20 protein-coding genes and 2 pseudogenes are annotated in these 17,728 nt (G+C 61.2%); 16 read left to right on the top strand and 6 right to left on the bottom strand.

What is annotated here, in order from left to right; all coding sequences use genetic code 11:
- The first annotated feature begins 41 nt into the window (after positions 1–41).
- The 4 genes and pseudogenes from ACFQUV_RS18395 (at position 42) to ACFQUV_RS18380 (ending at position 2,667) form a co-directional block, all read left to right on the top strand.
- On the top strand, positions 42–953 hold the full coding sequence (locus tag ACFQUV_RS18395; protein WP_129608293.1) for a DnaJ C-terminal domain-containing protein: 912 nt from the start codon (positions 42–44) through the stop codon (positions 951–953).
- Entirely contained in the window at positions 954–1,304 is a 351-nt protein-coding gene (locus tag ACFQUV_RS18390; protein ID WP_129608294.1) for a chaperone modulator CbpM, read from the top strand.
- Positions 1,305–1,355: 51 nt separating this feature from the next.
- Positions 1,356–1,862 carry a phosphate-starvation-inducible PsiE family protein gene (locus ACFQUV_RS18385; RefSeq protein ID WP_129608295.1) on the top strand — a complete coding sequence of 169 codons (507 nt, stop codon included), beginning with the start codon at positions 1,356–1,358 and terminating at the stop codon, positions 1,860–1,862.
- 287 nt (positions 1,863–2,149) lie between these two features.
- Positions 2,150–2,667 (top strand): annotated as a pseudogene (locus ACFQUV_RS18380) (nucleotide exchange factor GrpE).
- A 526-nt stretch (positions 2,668–3,193) separates the two neighbouring features.
- On the opposite strand, the pseudogene ACFQUV_RS18375 reads toward ACFQUV_RS18380, so the two are convergent.
- Positions 3,194–3,340 (bottom strand): annotated as a pseudogene (locus ACFQUV_RS18375) (hypothetical protein); the annotation flags it as partial.
- 247 nt (positions 3,341–3,587) lie between these two features.
- Here ACFQUV_RS18375 and ACFQUV_RS18370 point away from each other — a divergent pair.
- Entirely contained in the window at positions 3,588–3,899 is a 312-nt protein-coding gene (locus tag ACFQUV_RS18370) for a hypothetical protein (protein ID WP_165363820.1), read from the top strand.
- Between the two features lie 74 nt (positions 3,900–3,973).
- Here ACFQUV_RS18370 and ACFQUV_RS18365 read toward each other — a convergent pair whose 3' ends face one another.
- From ACFQUV_RS18365 to ACFQUV_RS18355, 3 genes are all read right to left on the bottom strand, one after another.
- Positions 3,974–4,192: a hypothetical protein gene (locus ACFQUV_RS18365; protein ID WP_129608297.1), complete on the bottom strand. Its 219-nt coding sequence runs from the start codon at positions 4,190–4,192 to the stop codon at positions 3,974–3,976.
- A gap of 97 nt (positions 4,193–4,289) precedes the next feature.
- A complete protein-coding gene (locus ACFQUV_RS18360; protein ID WP_129608298.1) occupies positions 4,290–4,580 on the bottom strand; it encodes a glutaredoxin family protein in 291 nt (96 codons plus the stop codon).
- A gap of 13 nt (positions 4,581–4,593) precedes the next feature.
- Positions 4,594–5,325, bottom strand: coding sequence for a peroxiredoxin (locus ACFQUV_RS18355; RefSeq protein WP_129608299.1), 732 nt, complete (start codon positions 5,323–5,325; stop codon positions 4,594–4,596).
- Positions 5,326–5,503: 178 nt separating this feature from the next.
- On the opposite strand from ACFQUV_RS18355, the gene trxC reads away from it, so the two are divergent.
- From trxC to ACFQUV_RS18305, 10 genes are all read left to right on the top strand, one after another.
- Positions 5,504–5,953, top strand: coding sequence for a thioredoxin TrxC (gene trxC, locus ACFQUV_RS18350; RefSeq protein WP_129608300.1), 450 nt, complete (start codon positions 5,504–5,506; stop codon positions 5,951–5,953).
- A 155-nt stretch (positions 5,954–6,108) separates the two neighbouring features.
- Positions 6,109–6,591: an Hsp20 family protein gene (locus tag ACFQUV_RS18345; protein WP_129608301.1), complete on the top strand. Its 483-nt coding sequence runs from the start codon at positions 6,109–6,111 to the stop codon at positions 6,589–6,591.
- A 96-nt stretch (positions 6,592–6,687) separates the two neighbouring features.
- The gene (locus tag ACFQUV_RS18340; RefSeq protein WP_129608302.1) at positions 6,688–7,194 is read left to right on the top strand and encodes an Hsp20/alpha crystallin family protein; all 507 of its coding nucleotides are present in this window, start codon (positions 6,688–6,690) and stop codon (positions 7,192–7,194) included.
- Between the two features lie 77 nt (positions 7,195–7,271).
- Positions 7,272–8,006 carry an ETC complex I subunit gene (locus ACFQUV_RS18335; protein WP_371851691.1) on the top strand — a complete coding sequence of 245 codons (735 nt, stop codon included), beginning with the start codon at positions 7,272–7,274 and terminating at the stop codon, positions 8,004–8,006.
- Between the two features lie 9 nt (positions 8,007–8,015).
- The gene (locus tag ACFQUV_RS18330) at positions 8,016–8,324 is read left to right on the top strand and encodes a DNA-directed RNA polymerase subunit omega (protein ID WP_129608304.1); all 309 of its coding nucleotides are present in this window, start codon (positions 8,016–8,018) and stop codon (positions 8,322–8,324) included.
- 82 nt (positions 8,325–8,406) lie between these two features.
- Positions 8,407–8,772 (top strand): SPW repeat protein, encoded by a 366-nt coding sequence (locus tag ACFQUV_RS18325; protein ID WP_129608305.1) that lies wholly within the window; start codon positions 8,407–8,409, stop codon positions 8,770–8,772.
- Positions 8,773–8,883: 111 nt separating this feature from the next.
- Positions 8,884–10,269 carry a DegQ family serine endoprotease gene (locus ACFQUV_RS18320; RefSeq protein ID WP_129608306.1) on the top strand — a complete coding sequence of 462 codons (1,386 nt, stop codon included), beginning with the start codon at positions 8,884–8,886 and terminating at the stop codon, positions 10,267–10,269.
- Positions 10,270–10,284: 15 nt separating this feature from the next.
- Positions 10,285–12,120, top strand: coding sequence for an ATP-dependent zinc metalloprotease FtsH (gene ftsH, locus ACFQUV_RS18315; protein ID WP_207211414.1), 1,836 nt, complete (start codon positions 10,285–10,287; stop codon positions 12,118–12,120).
- Positions 12,117–12,923, top strand: coding sequence for an ATP-binding protein (locus tag ACFQUV_RS18310; RefSeq protein WP_129608307.1), 807 nt, complete (start codon positions 12,117–12,119; stop codon positions 12,921–12,923). Before ftsH ends, ACFQUV_RS18310 begins: the two co-directional genes overlap by 4 nt.
- A gap of 222 nt (positions 12,924–13,145) precedes the next feature.
- Positions 13,146–14,966, top strand: a complete 1,821-nt coding sequence (locus tag ACFQUV_RS18305; RefSeq protein WP_129608308.1) for a cation:proton antiporter — start codon at positions 13,146–13,148, stop codon at positions 14,964–14,966.
- Positions 14,967–15,003: 37 nt separating this feature from the next.
- On the opposite strand, the gene ACFQUV_RS18300 is transcribed toward ACFQUV_RS18305, so the two are convergent.
- On the bottom strand, positions 15,004–15,663 hold the full coding sequence (locus ACFQUV_RS18300) for a helix-turn-helix domain-containing protein (RefSeq protein WP_129608309.1): 660 nt from the start codon (positions 15,661–15,663) through the stop codon (positions 15,004–15,006).
- A 320-nt stretch (positions 15,664–15,983) separates the two neighbouring features.
- Complete coding sequence (locus ACFQUV_RS18295; protein WP_129608310.1) at positions 15,984–17,075, bottom strand: LuxR C-terminal-related transcriptional regulator; 1,092 nt, start codon at positions 17,073–17,075, stop codon at positions 15,984–15,986.
- 316 nt (positions 17,076–17,391) lie between these two features.
- Between ACFQUV_RS18295 and ACFQUV_RS18290 the strand changes: the two genes are divergently transcribed.
- Entirely contained in the window at positions 17,392–17,625 is a 234-nt protein-coding gene (locus ACFQUV_RS18290; protein WP_244601502.1) for a hypothetical protein, read from the top strand.
- Positions 17,626–17,728: the final 103 nt, after the last annotated feature.

Below are 17,728 nucleotides of genomic sequence, written 5' to 3'. Positions count from 1 at the left end.
GCAAGAATATAGGTCTCTATCGAACCGCGACGGAGTGTTGATTGAGCGAAGATCCCTACAGGGTGCTGGGTGTGAGGAAGGAGGCCAGTCAGGAGGAGATCCAGAAGGCCTACCGCAAGCTGGCAAAGAAGCTGCACCCCGATCTCAATCCCGGCAACAAGCAGGCCGAGGAGCAGTTCAAGGCGGCCTCGGCGGCGTATGACCTGCTGAGCGATCCCGAAAAGCGCGCGCGCTTCGATCGCGGAGAGATCGACGCCGAGGGTCATGAGCGCCCGCGCCAGCGCTACTACCGGGATTTTGCCGGAGCGGGCGCCGGCGAGCATCCCTACGCCACGGCGGAGGGTTTCTCAGACTTCAGCGATGAAGGTGACCTGTTCTCCAGCATTTTCGGTCGCGGCGGACGTTTTAACCTGAGAATGCGGGGGCAGGATGCGCATTACCGCCTGCCGGTGGAATTCCTGGAGGCCGTCAACGGTGCGGTGCGCCGTGTCACCCTCGCCGACGGCTCGACGGTGGACGTGACGGTTCCGCCGGGCGCGCGCGACGGGCAGGTACTGCGGCTCACCGGCAAGGGAAGCGCCGGCGTCGGCGGAGGCCCGCCCGGCGATGCCTTTATCGAGATCACCGTCAAACCCCATCCGATCTTCACCCGCAAGGGGGACGACATCCACCTGGAGCTTCCTATTTCGCTTACCGAAGCCGTCATGGGGAGCAAGATTTCCGTTCCAACGCCTGGTGGGCCGGTGACGATGAGGGTTCCCAAAAGCTCCAATTCCGGGACCGTTCTGCGCCTGCGCGGCAAGGGTGTGCCGCGGGCAAACGGAACGCGTGGTGATGAATACGTCAGGCTGAAGATCGTTCTGCCGGACAAGCCCGACCCGGAACTGGAGCGGTTCGTACAAGGATGGGCCGCAGGCAAGAGCCACAATCCGCGCGGCGGCATGGGGGAATGAATGCTCGAGTTCAATGAGTTTGTTCTGCGCGTGAGGCTCAGTCAGGAGATCATTGAGGCATGGGTTGCTGAGGGTTGGTTGCGCCCGCGGCGAACGGAGCAGGGACCGGCCTTTTCGGAGATGGACGTCTCACGTGTGCAACTGATTCAAGACCTGCGCAATGACCTGGGCGTCAATGAAGAGGGCGTTGCAATCATCCTGGACCTCATTGATCAGATGCACGGTCTACGAAAGACGTTGCGCGAATTGTGCGATGCGATCGGCGTACAGCCGACCGAGCTGCAGCATCGCATCTTGGCGGAAGTCCGTAGTCGGCGCCCCATTCTGCTGAAGGGGAACGACGAACCGTGACCTGCTTGCCGCCCTGAAGGTCGTGCTGCGTAAGTGCGAAGGGAGCGGAGTATGAAGTTGCTCGAACGGTTGGATATCAACACAGCGCAATGGCATCTGGCGAGCACCTACGAGAAGTTCGAGCAGGTGGTCGTGCTGGCTCTGACTGGGCTGATCATCGTCGTCATCGCTTCTGCTGTCTGGCATTTGGCCGCCAAAATCTTGTTCAGCCTCATTCTGTCAAGTTTCGACCCGACAGATCCGGCGGTCTTCCAAACCGTCTTCGGAATGATTCTGACCGTTATTATCGCTCTGGAGTTCAAGCATTCGATCTTGATAATGGTCAGACGTCAGCAGAGCGTTGTACAGGTCCGCACAGTTGTTCTGATCGCAATGCTGGCGGTGATTCGAAAGTTTATCATCATTGATATTTCGACAACGACAGCAAGCCACGTCTTGGCGCTGGCTGCAGCCATTATTGCCTTAGGCGCCGTTTACTGGCTGGTTCGCGAACAAGACCGAAAGGACCAGATCGACGTTCTGGAAAGGGGCACGCGCGAAATCCGCGACCACGCATGATTCACGCGTAGATCGAATATCCAGCGCGAACTTGGCCACGGTCTCGATGGTTCGTCCCGACTTTCTACCGCGCGCGGGCTGGGTCTGCAGGGCCTTCGGACGAGTAATGGGACCCGCCGGCCGATCCGCGGTGCGTCGCTTCGGCCAGGCGCCCCCTACAGGTGAACTGACGGTTGTCAGGGCGGCTGTTCCTAGCCTGTGCGAATGGTCGGCCGAAGGCAGTCTGTTCAGGCCGGCTGACAAAGGCCGGCGAGGATCGGGATTCATGGGATGTGTCAGGAGCGAGCATGTCGTCGCCACACAACAAAGAAGATGAGGTAGTCGCAACCGAGGCCGTAGATATTGGAACGTTGCTCGCGGAGAATGCGTCGCTCCAAGATCGCCTGCTGCGTGCGTTGGCTGAAGCTGAGAACGTTCGGCGACGGGCGGATCGTGACATGGAAGAGACGCGCAAATTTGCCGTAGCGGAATTCTCGCGCGAGCTCTTACCGATTCTCGACAATCTGCAGCGCGTTCTCGACGCGAAAAGGCGGACGGAGGACCAGGTGAGTGACGCGTTGGTAGAAGGCGTCGCGACAACGTTGCGCCTTTTTCTTCAGACCCTCGAGCGCTTTGGATCAAGAAGATCGCTGCCCTGGGAGAGCGCTTTGTTCCAACCCTGCATGAGGCGCTGATGGAATCTGCGGACCAATCTCACCCGCCAGGAACTGTCACGCAGGTCCTGGAAGAAGGCTTCACTATCCATGAACGCCTTCTGAGACCAGCGAGAGTGGTAGTAGCGAAGCCGATGCGATCTGATGGCTAACATCGCCGACCGGTTGAGGAATGCCTACGGCAGCCAGGTGAGGCTTCGCGAGAGCGATGCAACGAGTGAGCAGCGGGATCGATCTGGAGGTCGTGCAAACAGAGGTCGGGATGGGCCGAGGCTCACCATGCCGCGTCAGAGTTGCTTCGGGTGGTAGTCGCAGAAAAGCCAGCAGCATGACGGCACGGGCGCGTTGCCATAATCGCAAGACGCGGAGCGCAACCTGGGAAACGTTGGCGCCGCCTACGCAGCCTTCCTGCTTTCCGGCTCCCTGATCAGCGCGTCGGGATCAGATCCGACTTCCGCTGCCGACACCGATCGCTCCCAATTCGGAACGCGCAGCGCGGGATTGGACGGACCTTCAACTGGGGCAGTCTGCAGGCTTCTGAGTGCGATGCTCTGCAACGCGAGAAACGGAAATGCTGCGGCAACGCTCATATGCGAGACGAATACCATCGAGAGAACCGCCCCTGTGAACATCTCGCTAGCCTCCCGGATTATTGGCAAAGGGCCCGAAGGGCTGAGCCACGGCCACGACCTCATCCTGTTGCGGCTTCTCCTTCGCGGTGGTGACCGGAATGATGAAGCCATCTGTTATGCGCTCTTCGGCCTCGATGCGCTTGACAACGCGATCACGCAACGGCCGGAAACGCGTCCTCGTCCTCCGGCCCACCAAACCAAATTGTGCCAAAGCGACGGCGGATGGCCATCCGCCGTCGCTTTGGAGTTAGGTCCGGCTAAACGAATTTCAAGCGCCACCGTCGAGCGGGTCGGAGCAGCGCCGCCTTCACGAGCTGCCCAAGAAAATCCGCAAGTGGAGCGGGGGGAACGAACCACGCCTGATCTCTTCGCGCGGCGTCAAAGGGCTTCGCCCATAGAGGTGATGAAGTAGCATGCCGTCTGCTTTGCAAGGAGCGGCCATGGTGCTTCTCGTGCTGGCGGGAGGACCCGTGCCGAACTTTAGTGCCGAACCCTTCTGCCGCGGGATCGCCGAGCTTCTCCGAGAGCCGGAATTCCTACAAATATGTCTAGACAGGGAGCGGGAGGCGAGCGACCAATTGAAGGCTTCGTGGCCTAAGTTCTCGCCGGCGGATCGCACGCGCTGCCTGCACCTCAGCTCACTGGGGAGCGCTCCAAGCTATGTCGAATTGCTCGCCTGTCTCGAGATTGCACAGGAGATTCGCGAGCGCGAAGCCCGTGAACGTGGGAACGGTTCCAGTCTGCCTCCTTGACGCAAGGCCGGCATGGCATAGAGCGGTGGATGACGAGCCCTGAAGGCCCATGTGCTCGGCCAGACGGGACAGCGTTACGCTTCCAGATCGGGCTCGATTGATTCAAGAATTTTAACAAGCGCGCCGACGCGTCCGGAGGGATGGGGCCGCGCCTCGTTGATCAGCGCCTCATCGGCGTTGAGCCACGCCCACGCCTCCGCCAGCTCTTCAGACGTCGCTCCCGTCTGGTTGATCTCCGCAATCAAGATCTCGTCGACGGGCCCGAGAATGGCGGTGACTTCCTCCTTGGTCATGACCGTCCTCCGTCGTGTCCTTGTCGTGGTGGGCGACGACCGCGCGGCCGAGACGTTGTGATCTCGGTCGCCGGCCGTCGCGGTCAAATTGCGTGCTTCAACGATATCCCGCTCGACTCAGAGCCCAGTCGAGCTCCCGCAGCGATGGCTGGACGAGCACTTGGCCGCCGATCGTCACAGTCGGGCTTCCGATCCGCCCACCCGCCAGCCATTCGAGCTGATTGCGAGCGTCGGGATGGAGGTCCCAGTCGATGAACCGATAGGGGATGCCTGCTCGGTCCAGATGGCGGCGCACCATCATCGTGATGCCGCACCAGCGGCTGCCATACACGGCCACGTCCGCGACCTGGGGACGGTACGCAAAAGGGGAGTAGGTTGACGCATACATGGTCCAAATCTCCTCAAGCCGCCTTAGCTGTTGCCAATTGGTCCAGTGCGTTGAGCAACTCGTAGATATCGGGGACATGCTGGAGCTTCGGCGAGACCTGTGCGTGGCGAATGATGCCGCTCTCGTCGACGATGTAGAGCGCCCTTTCGGAGAAGCCGTCGGCCTCGCGCCAGACCTTGTAGCGGCGCGCGACGTCGCCCTTCGGATTGAAGTCGGCGAGCAGCGGGAAGGTCAGGCCGCGCACGGTCGCCCACGCCCCATGGCTGTAAAGGCTGTCGACGGAGATGCCCATCACCTCGGCGCCGCGCTTGCGGAACTCATCGAGCTCGTGCTGATAAAGATCGAGCTGGCGGCTGCACCCCGGACTCCAGTCGAGCGGATAGAAGGCGAGGACGACACGCCGGCCGCGATAGTCGGACAGGCGAATGGTGCGGCCATTCGCGTCGGGAAGCGCGAAGTCGGGCGCGGGTTCTCCGACGGCAAGCGGCGTGTTGACAGCATCGCCCTCCATTGGGGGCGCGTGTTCATGGAGATCGACGATGTCATCAATGGTGGGGCCGGACCGGACCTGCCTCGCATTGCCGGACACCTGGATGCGCCAGAGCTCCTGCACCATGCCATGAAGGACGGACAAAGCCTTCCTTTCGGCACTGTCGGGAAGCTGCGGCGCAAGTGAAGCAAAATCAGCCTCAAGCTGCTCAATTCGGCTCGGCCGGACATTTAAAGGGCCTGCATGGCTGTCCATGGCTAAACCTCCTTCTTCAACCTGTATCCTTTCGTTCCTTTGAGTGATGTGCCGTGAACGCCGGACGACGCCACGAGCAGTGGTGATATAAGGACGGCATTTGAGAGATGCCAATCGTGGTAGCCGGTGCGAACGCTCCCCAAATGAAGGGAAAGTGTTTGCATAAGGAATCACGTCGATGGAGAAACGTCGCGTCGTTTGCCCGAACTGTGACAGTATCAATGCCGTGCCGGTGAATCGGCCGGCCGAGGCGGCAAAGTGTGGCCGATGCCACGCGAAGCTGTTCCAAGGAACGCCGGCCGAACTTGATGCCGCCCGACTGGAGAGGCACATCGCCAATTCCGACATTCCGGTGGTCGTGGATTTCTGGGCGCCCTGGTGCGGCCCTTGCCGGGCGATGGCGCCGATCTTCGCCCAAGCCGCGAAAACGATTGAGCCGAGAGCCCGGTTCGCGAAGGTGAATGTCGATGAAAATCCTGAGGCGGCGCGCCGATATGGGGTCCAGGGGATCCCGGCTCTTTTGGCCTTTTCGGAAGGCAAGGTGGTAGCCCGGCAAGCCGGCTTGACCGACGCGAACACGCTGCACGGGTGGGTCGAGCGCCTGGTGGTCTGTTCGAATCCAGGCTGATCGGGGGGATTCGCCTCTTGAACCGCTAAAGCGCTGAACTAAATCAAAAAACGCCGGCTGCCACTCCGGGGCCGGCGGCGATCGGTTGGGCGCCAACAGCGCCCGGCGTCCGCCGTGAAGTCTTGTATCCATGTTGCTCAAAGGAGGATGTGGCTATGAGCACCGTTTTGGATTTCTCTCCCTTGTTCCGGTCGAGCGTCGGCTTCGACCGAATGTTGAACGCGCTCGAGAATGCGAGGCGCGTCGCGTCTATCGACAATTGGCCGCCCTACGACATCGTCAAGACGGGGGAGGACGAGTACCGCATCACCATGGCGGTGGCCGGTTTCACCGAGGACGAACTGACCATCACGCAGGAGCAGAGCATGCTCATGGTGGCGGGCCACAAGTCCGGCGAATCTGAAGAGAACGGGCAATATCTGCATCGCGGTATTGCGGGCCGTGCCTTCCAGCGCCGCTTCGAGCTTGCCGACCACGTGAAGGTCGTCGGCGCCAGCCTTGTCAACGGTCTGCTGACGGTCGAGCTGAAGCGCGAAATCCCCGAGGAGATGAAGCCGCGCCGGATCGCTATCGCCACCGGCGAGGCGCTGCCGAGGGTTGAGGCCAGGAAGACCGAAACCGAGAAGCTCGCCGCCTGAGGCTTGCCACAGCGCGGTTCCTGCAAGGTGCCGGGCAGCGTGCCCGGCACCCACCGGATAGCTTTGCCAAATCAACGAACAGAAGGAGAAGCAAATATGAGTGTCCGTGATCTGATCCCTTGGGGCCGCTCCAGCAACCAGGCCCCCACCGTGTTTCGCGACGAGGATCGCAATCCGTTTCTCTCGCTGCACCGCGAGGTGAACCGGCTCTTTGACGACGTCTTCCGTTCCTTCGACAGTCGCCTGCCGGCGTTCGGTTCGCTGTCGTCGTTCAGCGCGGCCTGGCCGAATGTCGAGATCTCCGAAACCGACAAGGACATCCGGGTGAGTGCGGAAGTCCCCGGCCTTGAAGAAAAGGATATCGAGGTCCTGCTCGACGACGGTGTGCTGACGCTGAAGGGCGAGAAGCGCTCGGAAACTGAGGACAAGGACAAGCAGTTCTCGGAGCGCTTCTATGGCCGCTTCGAGCGCCGCATTCCGCTCGGCGTCGAGGTCGAGGAAGACAAGATCGAGGCGCGCTTCAAGAATGGCGTGCTGAGCATCGTGCTGCCCAAGAGCCCGAGGGCGCAGTCGCAGGTGAAGCGCATCGCGATCAAGAGCTGACAGCCTTGACCGTTGACGGCGGGCCGACGGGCCGCCGTCAGCGGCATCCTTCGCCAGAATGGGAGGGATAAGCAATGATGGAGACAGTCAAACAGACAGAAAATAGCAGATCAGCCACGGTGCCATCGGTATGGCCCCTCAACGACAATCGGATTCCGCCGCTTTCGATGGGGCGTTCGGTTTTCCCTGAAGATGCTGTTGCCCGCATCTATAGGCCGTCCCGCTCGGTGATGACTTCGGGAAAGGCGCGCACGAAGGGCTGGAAGCTCCGTTTTGAGCCGCGCCGCGCACCGTTCATCGAGCCGCTGATGGGCTGGACCGGCAGCGACGACACGCTGGCTCAGGTCGAGCTCAGCTTTCCGACGCTCGACTCGGCGGTTCGCTACGCCGAACGGCAAGGTCTGGCCTATGTCGTGGAGGGTAACGTTCATCGAGCTCAGAGAGCAGCTCGCGCGGAGCACATGACGCATCCGTTCTCCAATGCAACCTTGAAGAAGCTCGGCCTGACGCATCTGCAGGGGACCTACGGAAAGGCTCTGGAGGATGCCGCCAATCGGAACGACCCCTCTGGTCCGGAAGCCTGGGAGTCGCCAATGCAGGTTTTGGCGGATGCGGCTTTGTCGCTCGACGCCAAACGGTCGATCCTGATGAACTGGGCCTATACCGAGTACCTGATCGATCAGGCCACGAACGAGGGGATGCCGGAGAACAACCGGCCCTCTCGTCTGGACGAGGTCGAGCAGGCCTTGCTGGCGCTTGAACGCGAAGCGGCGGCCGGCAGCGTTGCTCGCAGCAGACGAAAGGCGGCGTGAGGTGCAGCCATGGACCCGTCTGTCGTCTTTGATTGCGAAAGGGTTCTGCCAAACCGCTTCGCGTTGACCCTGGCAGCCGCAGCTCGCAGCCGGGCACTCAACAGGGGGCACCCTCCGCGGCTCGACCGGCCGGCGACCAGCACGGTCGATCTCGCGCTGCACGAGATCGCAGCGGGCGCCTTCACGAAGGAGGAACTCGGTCCTTTCCTGCCGAGCCGGGAACCGACAAGCCTGCTTCCACCCCCAGTGCGCCATGAGTGTCACGGCAGCGCCGGGGGTGCTGGTGCGGCGCTCTCTCATGGCCAGATCGTTCACTGATGATCGTCATCGCGGGACCACTCGTCGATGGGCATGCAAACGCCTGCTGATGACGCATCCAACCGACAAGGAGGAATGAACAATGGTAAAGTCACTGTCTTCCAGTAACCGGACGGCCTTCGATGTCGTCAATATCGTTGCCGGTCTCGGTCTTCTGCTCTCGCCTTGGTATTTCGGCTTCACCAGCGAAGCCTATGCCGCGTGGAACGCCTGGATCGTAGGCGCGGCCGTCGCCGTGATCGCGGCTGCTGCCGTCTTTGCGTTCCATGAGGCTGAAGAGTGGATCAATCTGGTGGCTGGCCTTTGGGCCGTGATCGCGCCCTGGGCACTTGGCTTCTCGGCCGTGACGGCCGCGATGTGGGCGCATGTGATTGCCGGCATCGTGGTCGCCGTGGTGGCCGGCGGCAGCATCTGGTTGGTCCGTAACCGTCCGTTCTCAACGGCGTGATGCATGTCGGCATGACCGGTCCGGCCAGAAGGCCGGGCCGGTTTGCATATCTTCCGTCTGACCTCAGACGGAAAGGAGGAAGCCAATCGTAGGATCAAACGGAGATTGCACATGATCAGAAAGGATACGGTCGCCCGCCGGACCATCATCGTTCTCTGCGCGGTGGCGGCAATTGCGGTCGGACTGCCCTCTCCCTCCATCGGACAGGCGGTTCCAGGCATAGCGGGGCAACTTCCGACCCTTGCGCCCGTCCTCGAACGGGTCACACCTGCGGTCGTCAACATCTCTGTCATTTCGGAAACGCCCGCAGCGTCCAATCCGCTCTACAACGACCCTTTTTTTCGGCGCTTTTTTGACCTGCCGGACACGCCGCCGCCTCAGCAGCGTATGAGCGCCGGTTCCGGTGTGATCGTCGACGCGACGAGAGGCCATGTGCTCACCAATCACCACGTTGTGGCGAACGCCCGGGAAATCACGGTGACTCTGAAGGATGGGCGGCGCCTGCCTGCCGAGCTTATCGGCTCGGATCAGGCGACGGATATCGCCTTGCTCAAGGTCGAGAGCCGCAATCTCGTCGCTTTAGAGATCGGCGATTCCGATCGTCTCAAGGTCGGGGACTATGTGGTTGCTATAGGTAACCCGTTCGGCCTGGGTCAAACGGTGACCTCCGGCATCGTCAGCGCGCTTGGGCGCAGCGGGATCAACAACGAGGGCTATGAGGATTTCATCCAGACAGACGCCTCGATCAACCCGGGGAATTCGGGCGGCGCATTGGTCACGCTGGATGGCAAGCTCGTCGGCATAAACACAGCGATCCTCAGCCCGGCCGGCGGCAATATCGGCATAGGCTTCGCGGTGCCCAGCAATATGACCGTCACCGTCATGAACCAACTTGTTGCTCATGGCGAGGTTCGGCGCGGCCGGATCGGCATTGGCATCCAGGACGTCACTCCGGACCTTGCGGAGGCGCTGGGGCTTGGCGACCTGAGGGGTGCCGTGATCGCCAATGTCGAGTCAGGCTCACCGGCTGAGCGGGCCGGTTTGCGGGTTGGGGATGTCGTCACCGCTGTTGATGGACGCGCTGTTCTCGGATCGGCCGACCTGCGCAACCGGATCGGCCTCACGCCCGCCGGAACCGATGTCAGGCTGACGGTGGCGCGCAGCGACGGCGTGCGCGAGGTCAGGGTTCGGATCGAGGCCGGCGGGCGCACTGCGTCCTCGCAGTTGGCCGGAACGGCGTTCGAAGGCGCAAGTCTGCGGAACGCTTCTCGCCAGGAAGCACGAGAGGCCGGATCGGACGGCGTGATTGTCGACAGCGTAACTCCTGGAAGTCGCGCCGCTCGTGCCGGCCTTCGCCCGGGCGACATGATCCTGGCGATCAATCGGATGCCCGTGACATCGGTCGATGATATCCGCCGCTGGACCTCCGACCGTCTCACCACACTCGCCGTAGAGCTGCTGCGGAATGGCGGCCGCCTGCTATTGATCATCAGGTAACCGGAGTCGGCGGCGATGGAAATGGACAAGAAAACGCAGTTCAACATCTGGTACTGGATCGCGGCGTTCTTCTTCCTGATGGCGTTTCAGTATTTGTTCACGACGGCCACGCAGGTGGCGCAGATACCCTATAGTCAATTCGAGAGCTATCTGCGGGACGGCAGGATCGCCGAGGTGGCTGTGTCGGATCGCTTTATTCAAGGGCGGTTCAGAGAGCCCGTCGAGGGCCGGTCAATGTTCATCACGACGCGGGTCGAGCCGGACCTCGCGCGCGATTTGCAGCAGCACGGCGTCGTCGTCAGCGGCCAGATCGAAAGTACCTTCCTGCGCGACCTCCTATCTTGGGTCATCCCCGTGGTGCTCTTCATCGGCATCTGGATGTTCATGCTCAAGAGAATGGGCGGAGGCATCGGCGGCGGACTGATGCAAATCGGCAAGTCGAAGGCGAAGGTCTATGTCGAAAAAGATACGGGCGTGACATTCGATGATGTCGCCGGCGTCGACGAGGCGAAGGACGAGCTGAAGGAGATCGTCGACTTCCTCAAGGACCCGCAGGGCTATGGCCGGCTCGGCGGCCGTATGCCCAAGGGCGTCCTCCTCGTCGGCCCGCCCGGCACCGGAAAGACGCTGCTGGCCAAGGCCGTCGCCGGCGAGGCCGGCGTCCCCTTCTTCTCGATCTCAGGGTCCGAGTTCGTCGAGATGTTCGTCGGCGTTGGCGCAGCCCGCGTGCGCGACCTGTTCGAGCAGGCCCGCGCCAAGGCGCCGGCGATTATCTTCGTCGACGAACTTGATGCGCTCGGCCGGGCTCGCGGCATCGGACCGCTTGTAGGCGGTCACGATGAGAAGGAGCAGACGCTCAACCAGCTCCTGGTCGAGCTGGATGGGTTCGATTCATCGACAGGCCTCGTGCTGCTGGCCGCGACCAACCGCCCCGAGATTCTCGACCCGGCCCTGCTGCGAGCCGGCCGCTTCGACCGCCAGGTCCTGGTCGACCGGCCCGACAAGACTGGTCGCATCCAGATCCTGAACGTCCATTTGAAGAAGGCGAAGCTCGCGCCTGAGGTGGATGCGGAGAAGATTGCCGCGCTCACCCCGGGCTTTACGGGCGCCGATCTCGCAAATCTCGTCAACGAGGCGACGCTGCTGGCGACGCGCCGCAAGGCCGATGCCGTGACGATGGAGGATTTCAACAACGCGGTGGAGCGCATCGTGGCCGGGCTCGAGAAGCGCAACCGGCTGCTCAACCCGAAGGAGCGCGAGATCGTTGCCTGTCACGAGACGGGTCATGCGCTGGTCGCCATGGCGCTGCCCGGCGTGGATCCCGTCCATAAGGTCTCCATCATCCCGCGAGGCGTCGGCGCGCTCGGCTACACCATCCAGCGGCCCACGGAGGACCGCTTTCTCATGACGCGCGAGGAGCTGGAGAACAAGATGGCGGTGCTTCTCGGCGGCCGCGCCGCGGAGTGGATCGTGTTCGGGCATCTGTCGACCGGCGCCGCCGACGACCTCGCCAAGGTGACCGACATCGCGCGCGCCATCGTCACCCGCTACGGCATGTCGGAGCGGCTCGGCCATGTCGCGCTGGAGAAGGACGGGCGCTCCTCCCTCGCCGCCGACCAACCCTATTACGGGCCGCAGGAACGTTCCTACTCCGAGGAAACCGCCTCCGCGATTGACGAAGAGGTAAAGCGCATTGTGGATGAGACTTTCCAGAGGACTGTCGATCTGCTGCGTGAGCGTAGAGACACTTTGGACCGGATTGCCCGAAAGCTCTTGGAAAAGGAGACGCTCGATGAAAAGGAGCTCGCGGCGCTCGCCAGGACGAAACCAGCAGCTACGGCCATGGCATGACCGAAGGCCTTCTTACCAACCTACGGGAAGTATCTGCTCAGCGCTCCGAGGAAGAGCGACTGCGTGAACCGCAAAAACTGGAGGCGCTGGGCAGACTTGCTGCCGGCATTGCCCATGACTTCGGAAATCTCATCATGGTCGTCCAGGCCGGTCTGCGGCTTATTGGCACGAAGATTCGGGAAGGAGCGCCAGCGTCGGATGTGGACGCGCTCATTCACGAGATCATGCAGCGCACGCAGAATGCCCAGGCACTCACCGGGCAACTGTTGGCATTCTCGCGTAATCAGGTCCTGGCGCCAAAAATCGTGAACGTTAACGAACGAATTGCGTCGATAGCATCCATTCTCGGCCAGACGTTGGGCGGCGCTATCGGCATTCGGACCGAATTGAATGAGGATGTCGGAGTCGTGGAGGTCGATGCCGATCAGCTTGATGTCGCGCTGCTGAATCTTGCGGTCAACGGGCGGGATGCCATGAATGGGTGCGGCACGCTGACGATCGAGACCAGCGTGGCAGCGGGCGAGAGCGGGCCGGAGGACCAGCCGGATTTCATCCGTATCACGGTCAAGGACACAGGAATCGGCATGGATGCCGAGACGAAGGCCAGGGCGTTCGAGCCTTTCTTTACCAGCAAGGGCGACGGCAAGGGTACGGGATTGGGATTGAGCCAGGTCTATGGCTTCGTCGTGCAGTCAGGCGGACGAGTGCGCATCGACAGTGAGGTAGGGGCTGGGACCCAAGTGCATTTGTACCTACCGCGGCGCCCATCAGACCAAGGCGCGCAACGAAACGTCACCCTGTAGGGAATGGTCGCTAGCGAGGTTGCGGGCTAACTTGCATGGTGGAGCGGGATTACACGAGACCAGCGATTTTTCGTGGGCTGCCTCTCTTGCGCCAAGGGCGCCGTGGTCCCTACGAGGCGGCGGACGCTGCAAGTCAGCATAATTCTGTCGTCCGTCAGTTCGATTATAATGCGGGAAGCTTATCTCTTTTTTATCGATGACCAACACCGATCACACGACACCATGCCGCTTCACCAGACTGAGCTTATCGCAATGCTGGCCCTCGGGGTGGTGCTTGCTTTTGGCTTGGGGCTGTTTGTACGGTTTTTGCGCCTGCCGCCGTTGATCGGTTATCTCCTGGCAGGAGTTGCAATCGGTCCGAATACGCCTGGCTTTATCGGCGATGTGGAGTTGGCCAAGCAAATCTCCGAGCTTGGTGTCATCCTTCTGATGTTCGGGGTAGGGTTGCATTTCTCGCTCAACGATCTTCTCGTCGTGCGTGTGATCGCGGTCCCCGGCGCGATTATCCAAATTGTCAGTGCAACGGCCATTGGCGCCCTCCTGACAAGGGCATGGGGATGGGATCTGAGCGCTGGGCTGGTGTTCGGCCTTGCGCTTTCGGTCGCGAGCACGGTTGTCCTGTTGCGCGCGCTGGATGAGCTGAACCTGCTCGACTCCGCCAACGGACGGATTGCAGTCGGCTGGCTAGTTGTGGAAGACATCGCCATGGTCCTCGCGCTCGTGGTATTGCCAGTTTTCGCTGCGCCCGTCGCCGTGCATGCTCCGGACATGGTGGGCCACACAGGAGCGGCCAATATTGGTCTCACGCTCGGGCTGACGCTCGTTAAGGTGGGCGTATTCGCAACTCTCGTATTGGTCGTTGGACGGCGTATCGTACCCTGGCTTCTCAAGCAGGCAGCCCGCGCAGGCTCTCGGGAGCTCTTTACGCTGGCTGTGCTGGCGATAGCGCTCGGCATCGCCTATGGCTCAGCGGAATTGTTCGGCGTGTCCTTTGCACTTGGCGCATTCTTCGCGGGCGTGGTGCTCAGCGAGTCCGAACTGAGCCATCGGGCAGCCACAGAGTCTCTGCCGCTGCAGGATGCCTTTGCGGTGCTGTTCTTTGTCTCCGTCGGCATGTTGTTCGATCCCTCCATCCTTGTCACGGACCCGTTGGCTGTGATTGCCGTGGTCTTGGTGATCGTTGTAGGCAAGGCTCTTGCGGCTGCGGCGATTGTGGTCGCACTCGGCTATCCGCTTTCAACCGCTGCGATCGTCTCGGCCGCCTTGGCGCAGATTGGCGAGTTCTCCTTCATACTCGCTGAGTTCGGTGTGTCATTGGGACTGATGCCAACGGAAGGCCGTGATCTTATCCTTGCCGGAGCCTTGCTCTCGATTACCCTCAACCCGTTTGCATTTGCCGTGGCGAAACTCGCCGAACCACGCCTGGCGAAATTGAGAGTTGGAGCTGCGACGAACGCGCGAGCGGACCGCCTATCCGATTTGAATATTGAAGGGCATGAAAGGAAATGGGCGGACCACGTTATTGTTGTTGGTGCCGGTCGGGTGGGACGTACGGTCGCCGCAGCCCTGCGACAAGCGGGGGTGTCGCACATTGTGATCGAGCGCGATCGCCGACGTGCGGAAAGGTTCCGAGACGAGGGTGCCCCGGTGATACAGAGCGATGCCTCAGCGCCAGGCATCTTTGAAGCTGCGGGAGCAGACCGTGCTCGGCTTATCGCTATTGCAGTTCCAGACGGATATGAGGCCCGGCGTGTGCTGGAGCGCGCCCGAGAAATAAACGCGCGCGTCGAGATTCTGGTGCGCGCACACAATGATTCGGATCGCTCATATCTCCTGTCGCACGGCGCGACGCGGGCGATCTTGGGAGAGCACAATGCGGGTCTGGCAATGGCCGAGGCGACCCTCAGCGGGCTTGGTCTAACGCATACGAAGGCAACGGCTACGGTGGATGCGCTACAGCATGAGCAGGCAAAAACCGCTGATGCTTCTGGCACTCCCGAAGAGATGCATAGTACGCCAGAGTTGCGCCCTCACCAAGAGTAGGGCCCTCCTTGTCCAAGGGAGTCGAGGCGTGTGCAAATCAATCGTTACCGCTCCCAGGCCGAATTATGGTGACCTGCCGGGGGCCTTCCAGAGATATTGCCCCGCGTTCGCGAAGATCGGTGAACGCTCGGCAAACGGTTTCAGTTGAGAGGCCGAGCAGGTCGGCAATATCGTAGCGTGTAATGGGGAGCGCCAGATCATCTTCACCAGACCGTCCAACTCTGTCTCGGAAATGCACCAGGAATGCCTTCACGCGCTCAGGAGCCGACATTGTGCTGACAACCAGCATCTGCTGTTCGAGCCTCTCGATCGCTGCAAACGTGTTCACTCGGATGAACCGCGCAATCGATGGATCCGAATCCGCGAGAGCCTCGGTCTTCCCTCGTGGATAGCAGGCGATTGTTGTTCCTTCCACTATCGCTTGAACCGAGAACCCGTGCTTCTCATTTGACGAGAAGCCAAAGAAGTCTCCGGGCAGGTGGATATCCGCGATCTGCCGGCGTCCATCGCTGCGGATTCGATATTTGCGGGTAGCACCCGAGACTATTCGATACCACCAATCACAACGATGATCGCATTCAAAGACATCTTGATCGCGCTGAAACGTACGCAGAATGCTGATCGAGTGGAAGTCCTTCCCGTTTCGAATAGTACTTGATCGAAAATCTGAGTCGGCACATCCCGCGGAACGAAACATCGGCACCCCTTTCGAGAACGGCGCCGCCCAAGGAAAGGGGACGGTCGGGGTGAGGATATGAAGTGGCAGGTGTAAGGGACTATTTGTGGAATCCCCTTACGGGCATTCTCTTAACGGACAAATGGCCAGATTATAGTAGAATTTGAGCTTGGAGCGTCTTTAGCCGATAGGACTGCAAGGCATATGCTGAGCCGTTACTCGAACGATGCCCAAATACATCGTTTCTCGTTCCGACGTCTCGGACGCGCCACCGAACGCTGCGACCGTCCAACCCGATGGGACGATCGAAAGGTCAAGGGTGAAGATCGTCGCAGGCAGCGCTACTCCTTTAGACCCGCGAGAACCGCGAGCTTGATCGCCTCAGCGACGGTTTTCACCCCGAGGCGCCGCAATATCCGCGAGCGATGGACTTCGACGGTTCGGATGCTGATGCCAAGGTCGTGGGCGATTTGCTTGTGCGCCTGGCCAGCCGCTAGCCTGACGAGCACCTGCCGCTCGCGCTCGCTAAGGCTCTGCAAGCGCGCGGCCGCTTCCTCGCGTTCATCGGTGATCGCGGGGGACGCTCCGTCCTTTAGTTCAATCAATGTCTTTGAGGTTCTGGAAACCTCCTTGCCAATGACACCCACTGCGACCGGGCCCGTCGGCGGCAGATCGAGGCGATAGCAATCGAAGAGGAAAGGCCTCGCTTCCTTTGATTTGGTGTTGAGGAGCCGCAGCACACCGGTCCAGTGCCCCTCGGAGAGAAGTCGATGCCATACACCGTAGCGCAACTGATCGCGGTCGCCGATCACCAGGAAATCGGCGATATGCAACTCCGAGGCCTCGCGCATGTCGGCCAAGCCGACGTGCTGTAGGCCGGCGGGATTCACGAACAGCGGCCGGCCCTGGAGGTTCATGATTCCCATGAAGTCGGAGGAAGCCTCGATAAGCCTAGCGAGATATGCATTGGGAGCGGTCTTCTCGCGCCGGCGTAGCTCCAGCATGGCCTGGCTCGCGGCCATCCGCTGGAGTAGCGTCTCGACGTCCGTCGGGAAATCCGGTCGTTCCGATGCGACGATGAGGGTTGCCTCTCCGTGATTGCCAATAGGTGTTGCGTGGACCGTGACCTGATTGCCACTGATGGGACTGACGATCTTCCCGCCGTCGCCGACCGCGTTCAGGAGGGAATTCCGGATCGTGGGAATGAACGCTGGCGGAAGGCGTCCGCTGGGACCGTAAGCGAGTTCGACAACGACATGCAGCGTCGCGATCGACACATACGCAAAGTCGGCGCGGAGGGTCTTCACGAGCACCGAGGCAAGGCTTTCGGCGACGGCATCCTCGTCGAGATCCTTCCAGTCCGCCTGAAGCGCGGAGAGGCGGAAGAGATCGTCAAGCGCACGGACCAGGTTCTGTTTTTCCGCTTCAGGCATTCGCGTCTCCGCCGATCCGGGTGTCCGGAAGATCCTGCGGATCGGGTCTTGCCGGCTACAAGCAGGATCGGATTTCGGCTACAATTCGATTTGTGTTCATCAAGCGGCAGCCCGCCCTATCAGCCGCCACGGGCAGTTGTCAGGATCGATGGACAATCTAAATTTGCAGCGGTGGCTATGTTCTGTCCAGACGGAGCGGCGAAAGTTCGAACCGGAAAGTGAGATCATGAGGTTGGACACGAACGTGACTACGAAGGAGCGACCGATCTACACCGTTCTCGATGACCCCGGGCTAGCTGCCGGGAACGAGATTATCGTGACCATCTTCGACTGGCAGGGAAAGGCCCCTGTGCGGGCCACCCTCGGATGGATAGCGCATGCCCGGAAGGAGGCCGAAGTTGGGCCGGACGAGAGTGACGAGGTCGAAGTCGGTCTCGCACTTGCTCGGGCCCGACACCTTCAGCGGCGCTATGGGTTCCGGAGGATCGTGATCGTGCTCGAGCATGAAGACCTTTGGGATCCGGCTTGGGGCGAGCTCGTGCGTCGCTGAAGCCGTCGCCGCGATGATCCAGGACGGTCAGCAGAACTGGACGCGCAAGCGCCAGCACGGGGCTTGCTGCGCCCGATGACTCGGGCGGCGTGGCGCGCATCTC

The sequence above is a fragment of the Rhodoplanes sp. P11 genome, assembly GCF_964266735.1.
GTDB lineage: Bacteria > Pseudomonadota > Alphaproteobacteria > Rhizobiales > Xanthobacteraceae > Rhodoplanes > Rhodoplanes serenus.
The sequence above is the reverse complement of the archived record's forward strand: the minus strand, read 5'-3'. Positions and strand labels throughout refer to the sequence as shown.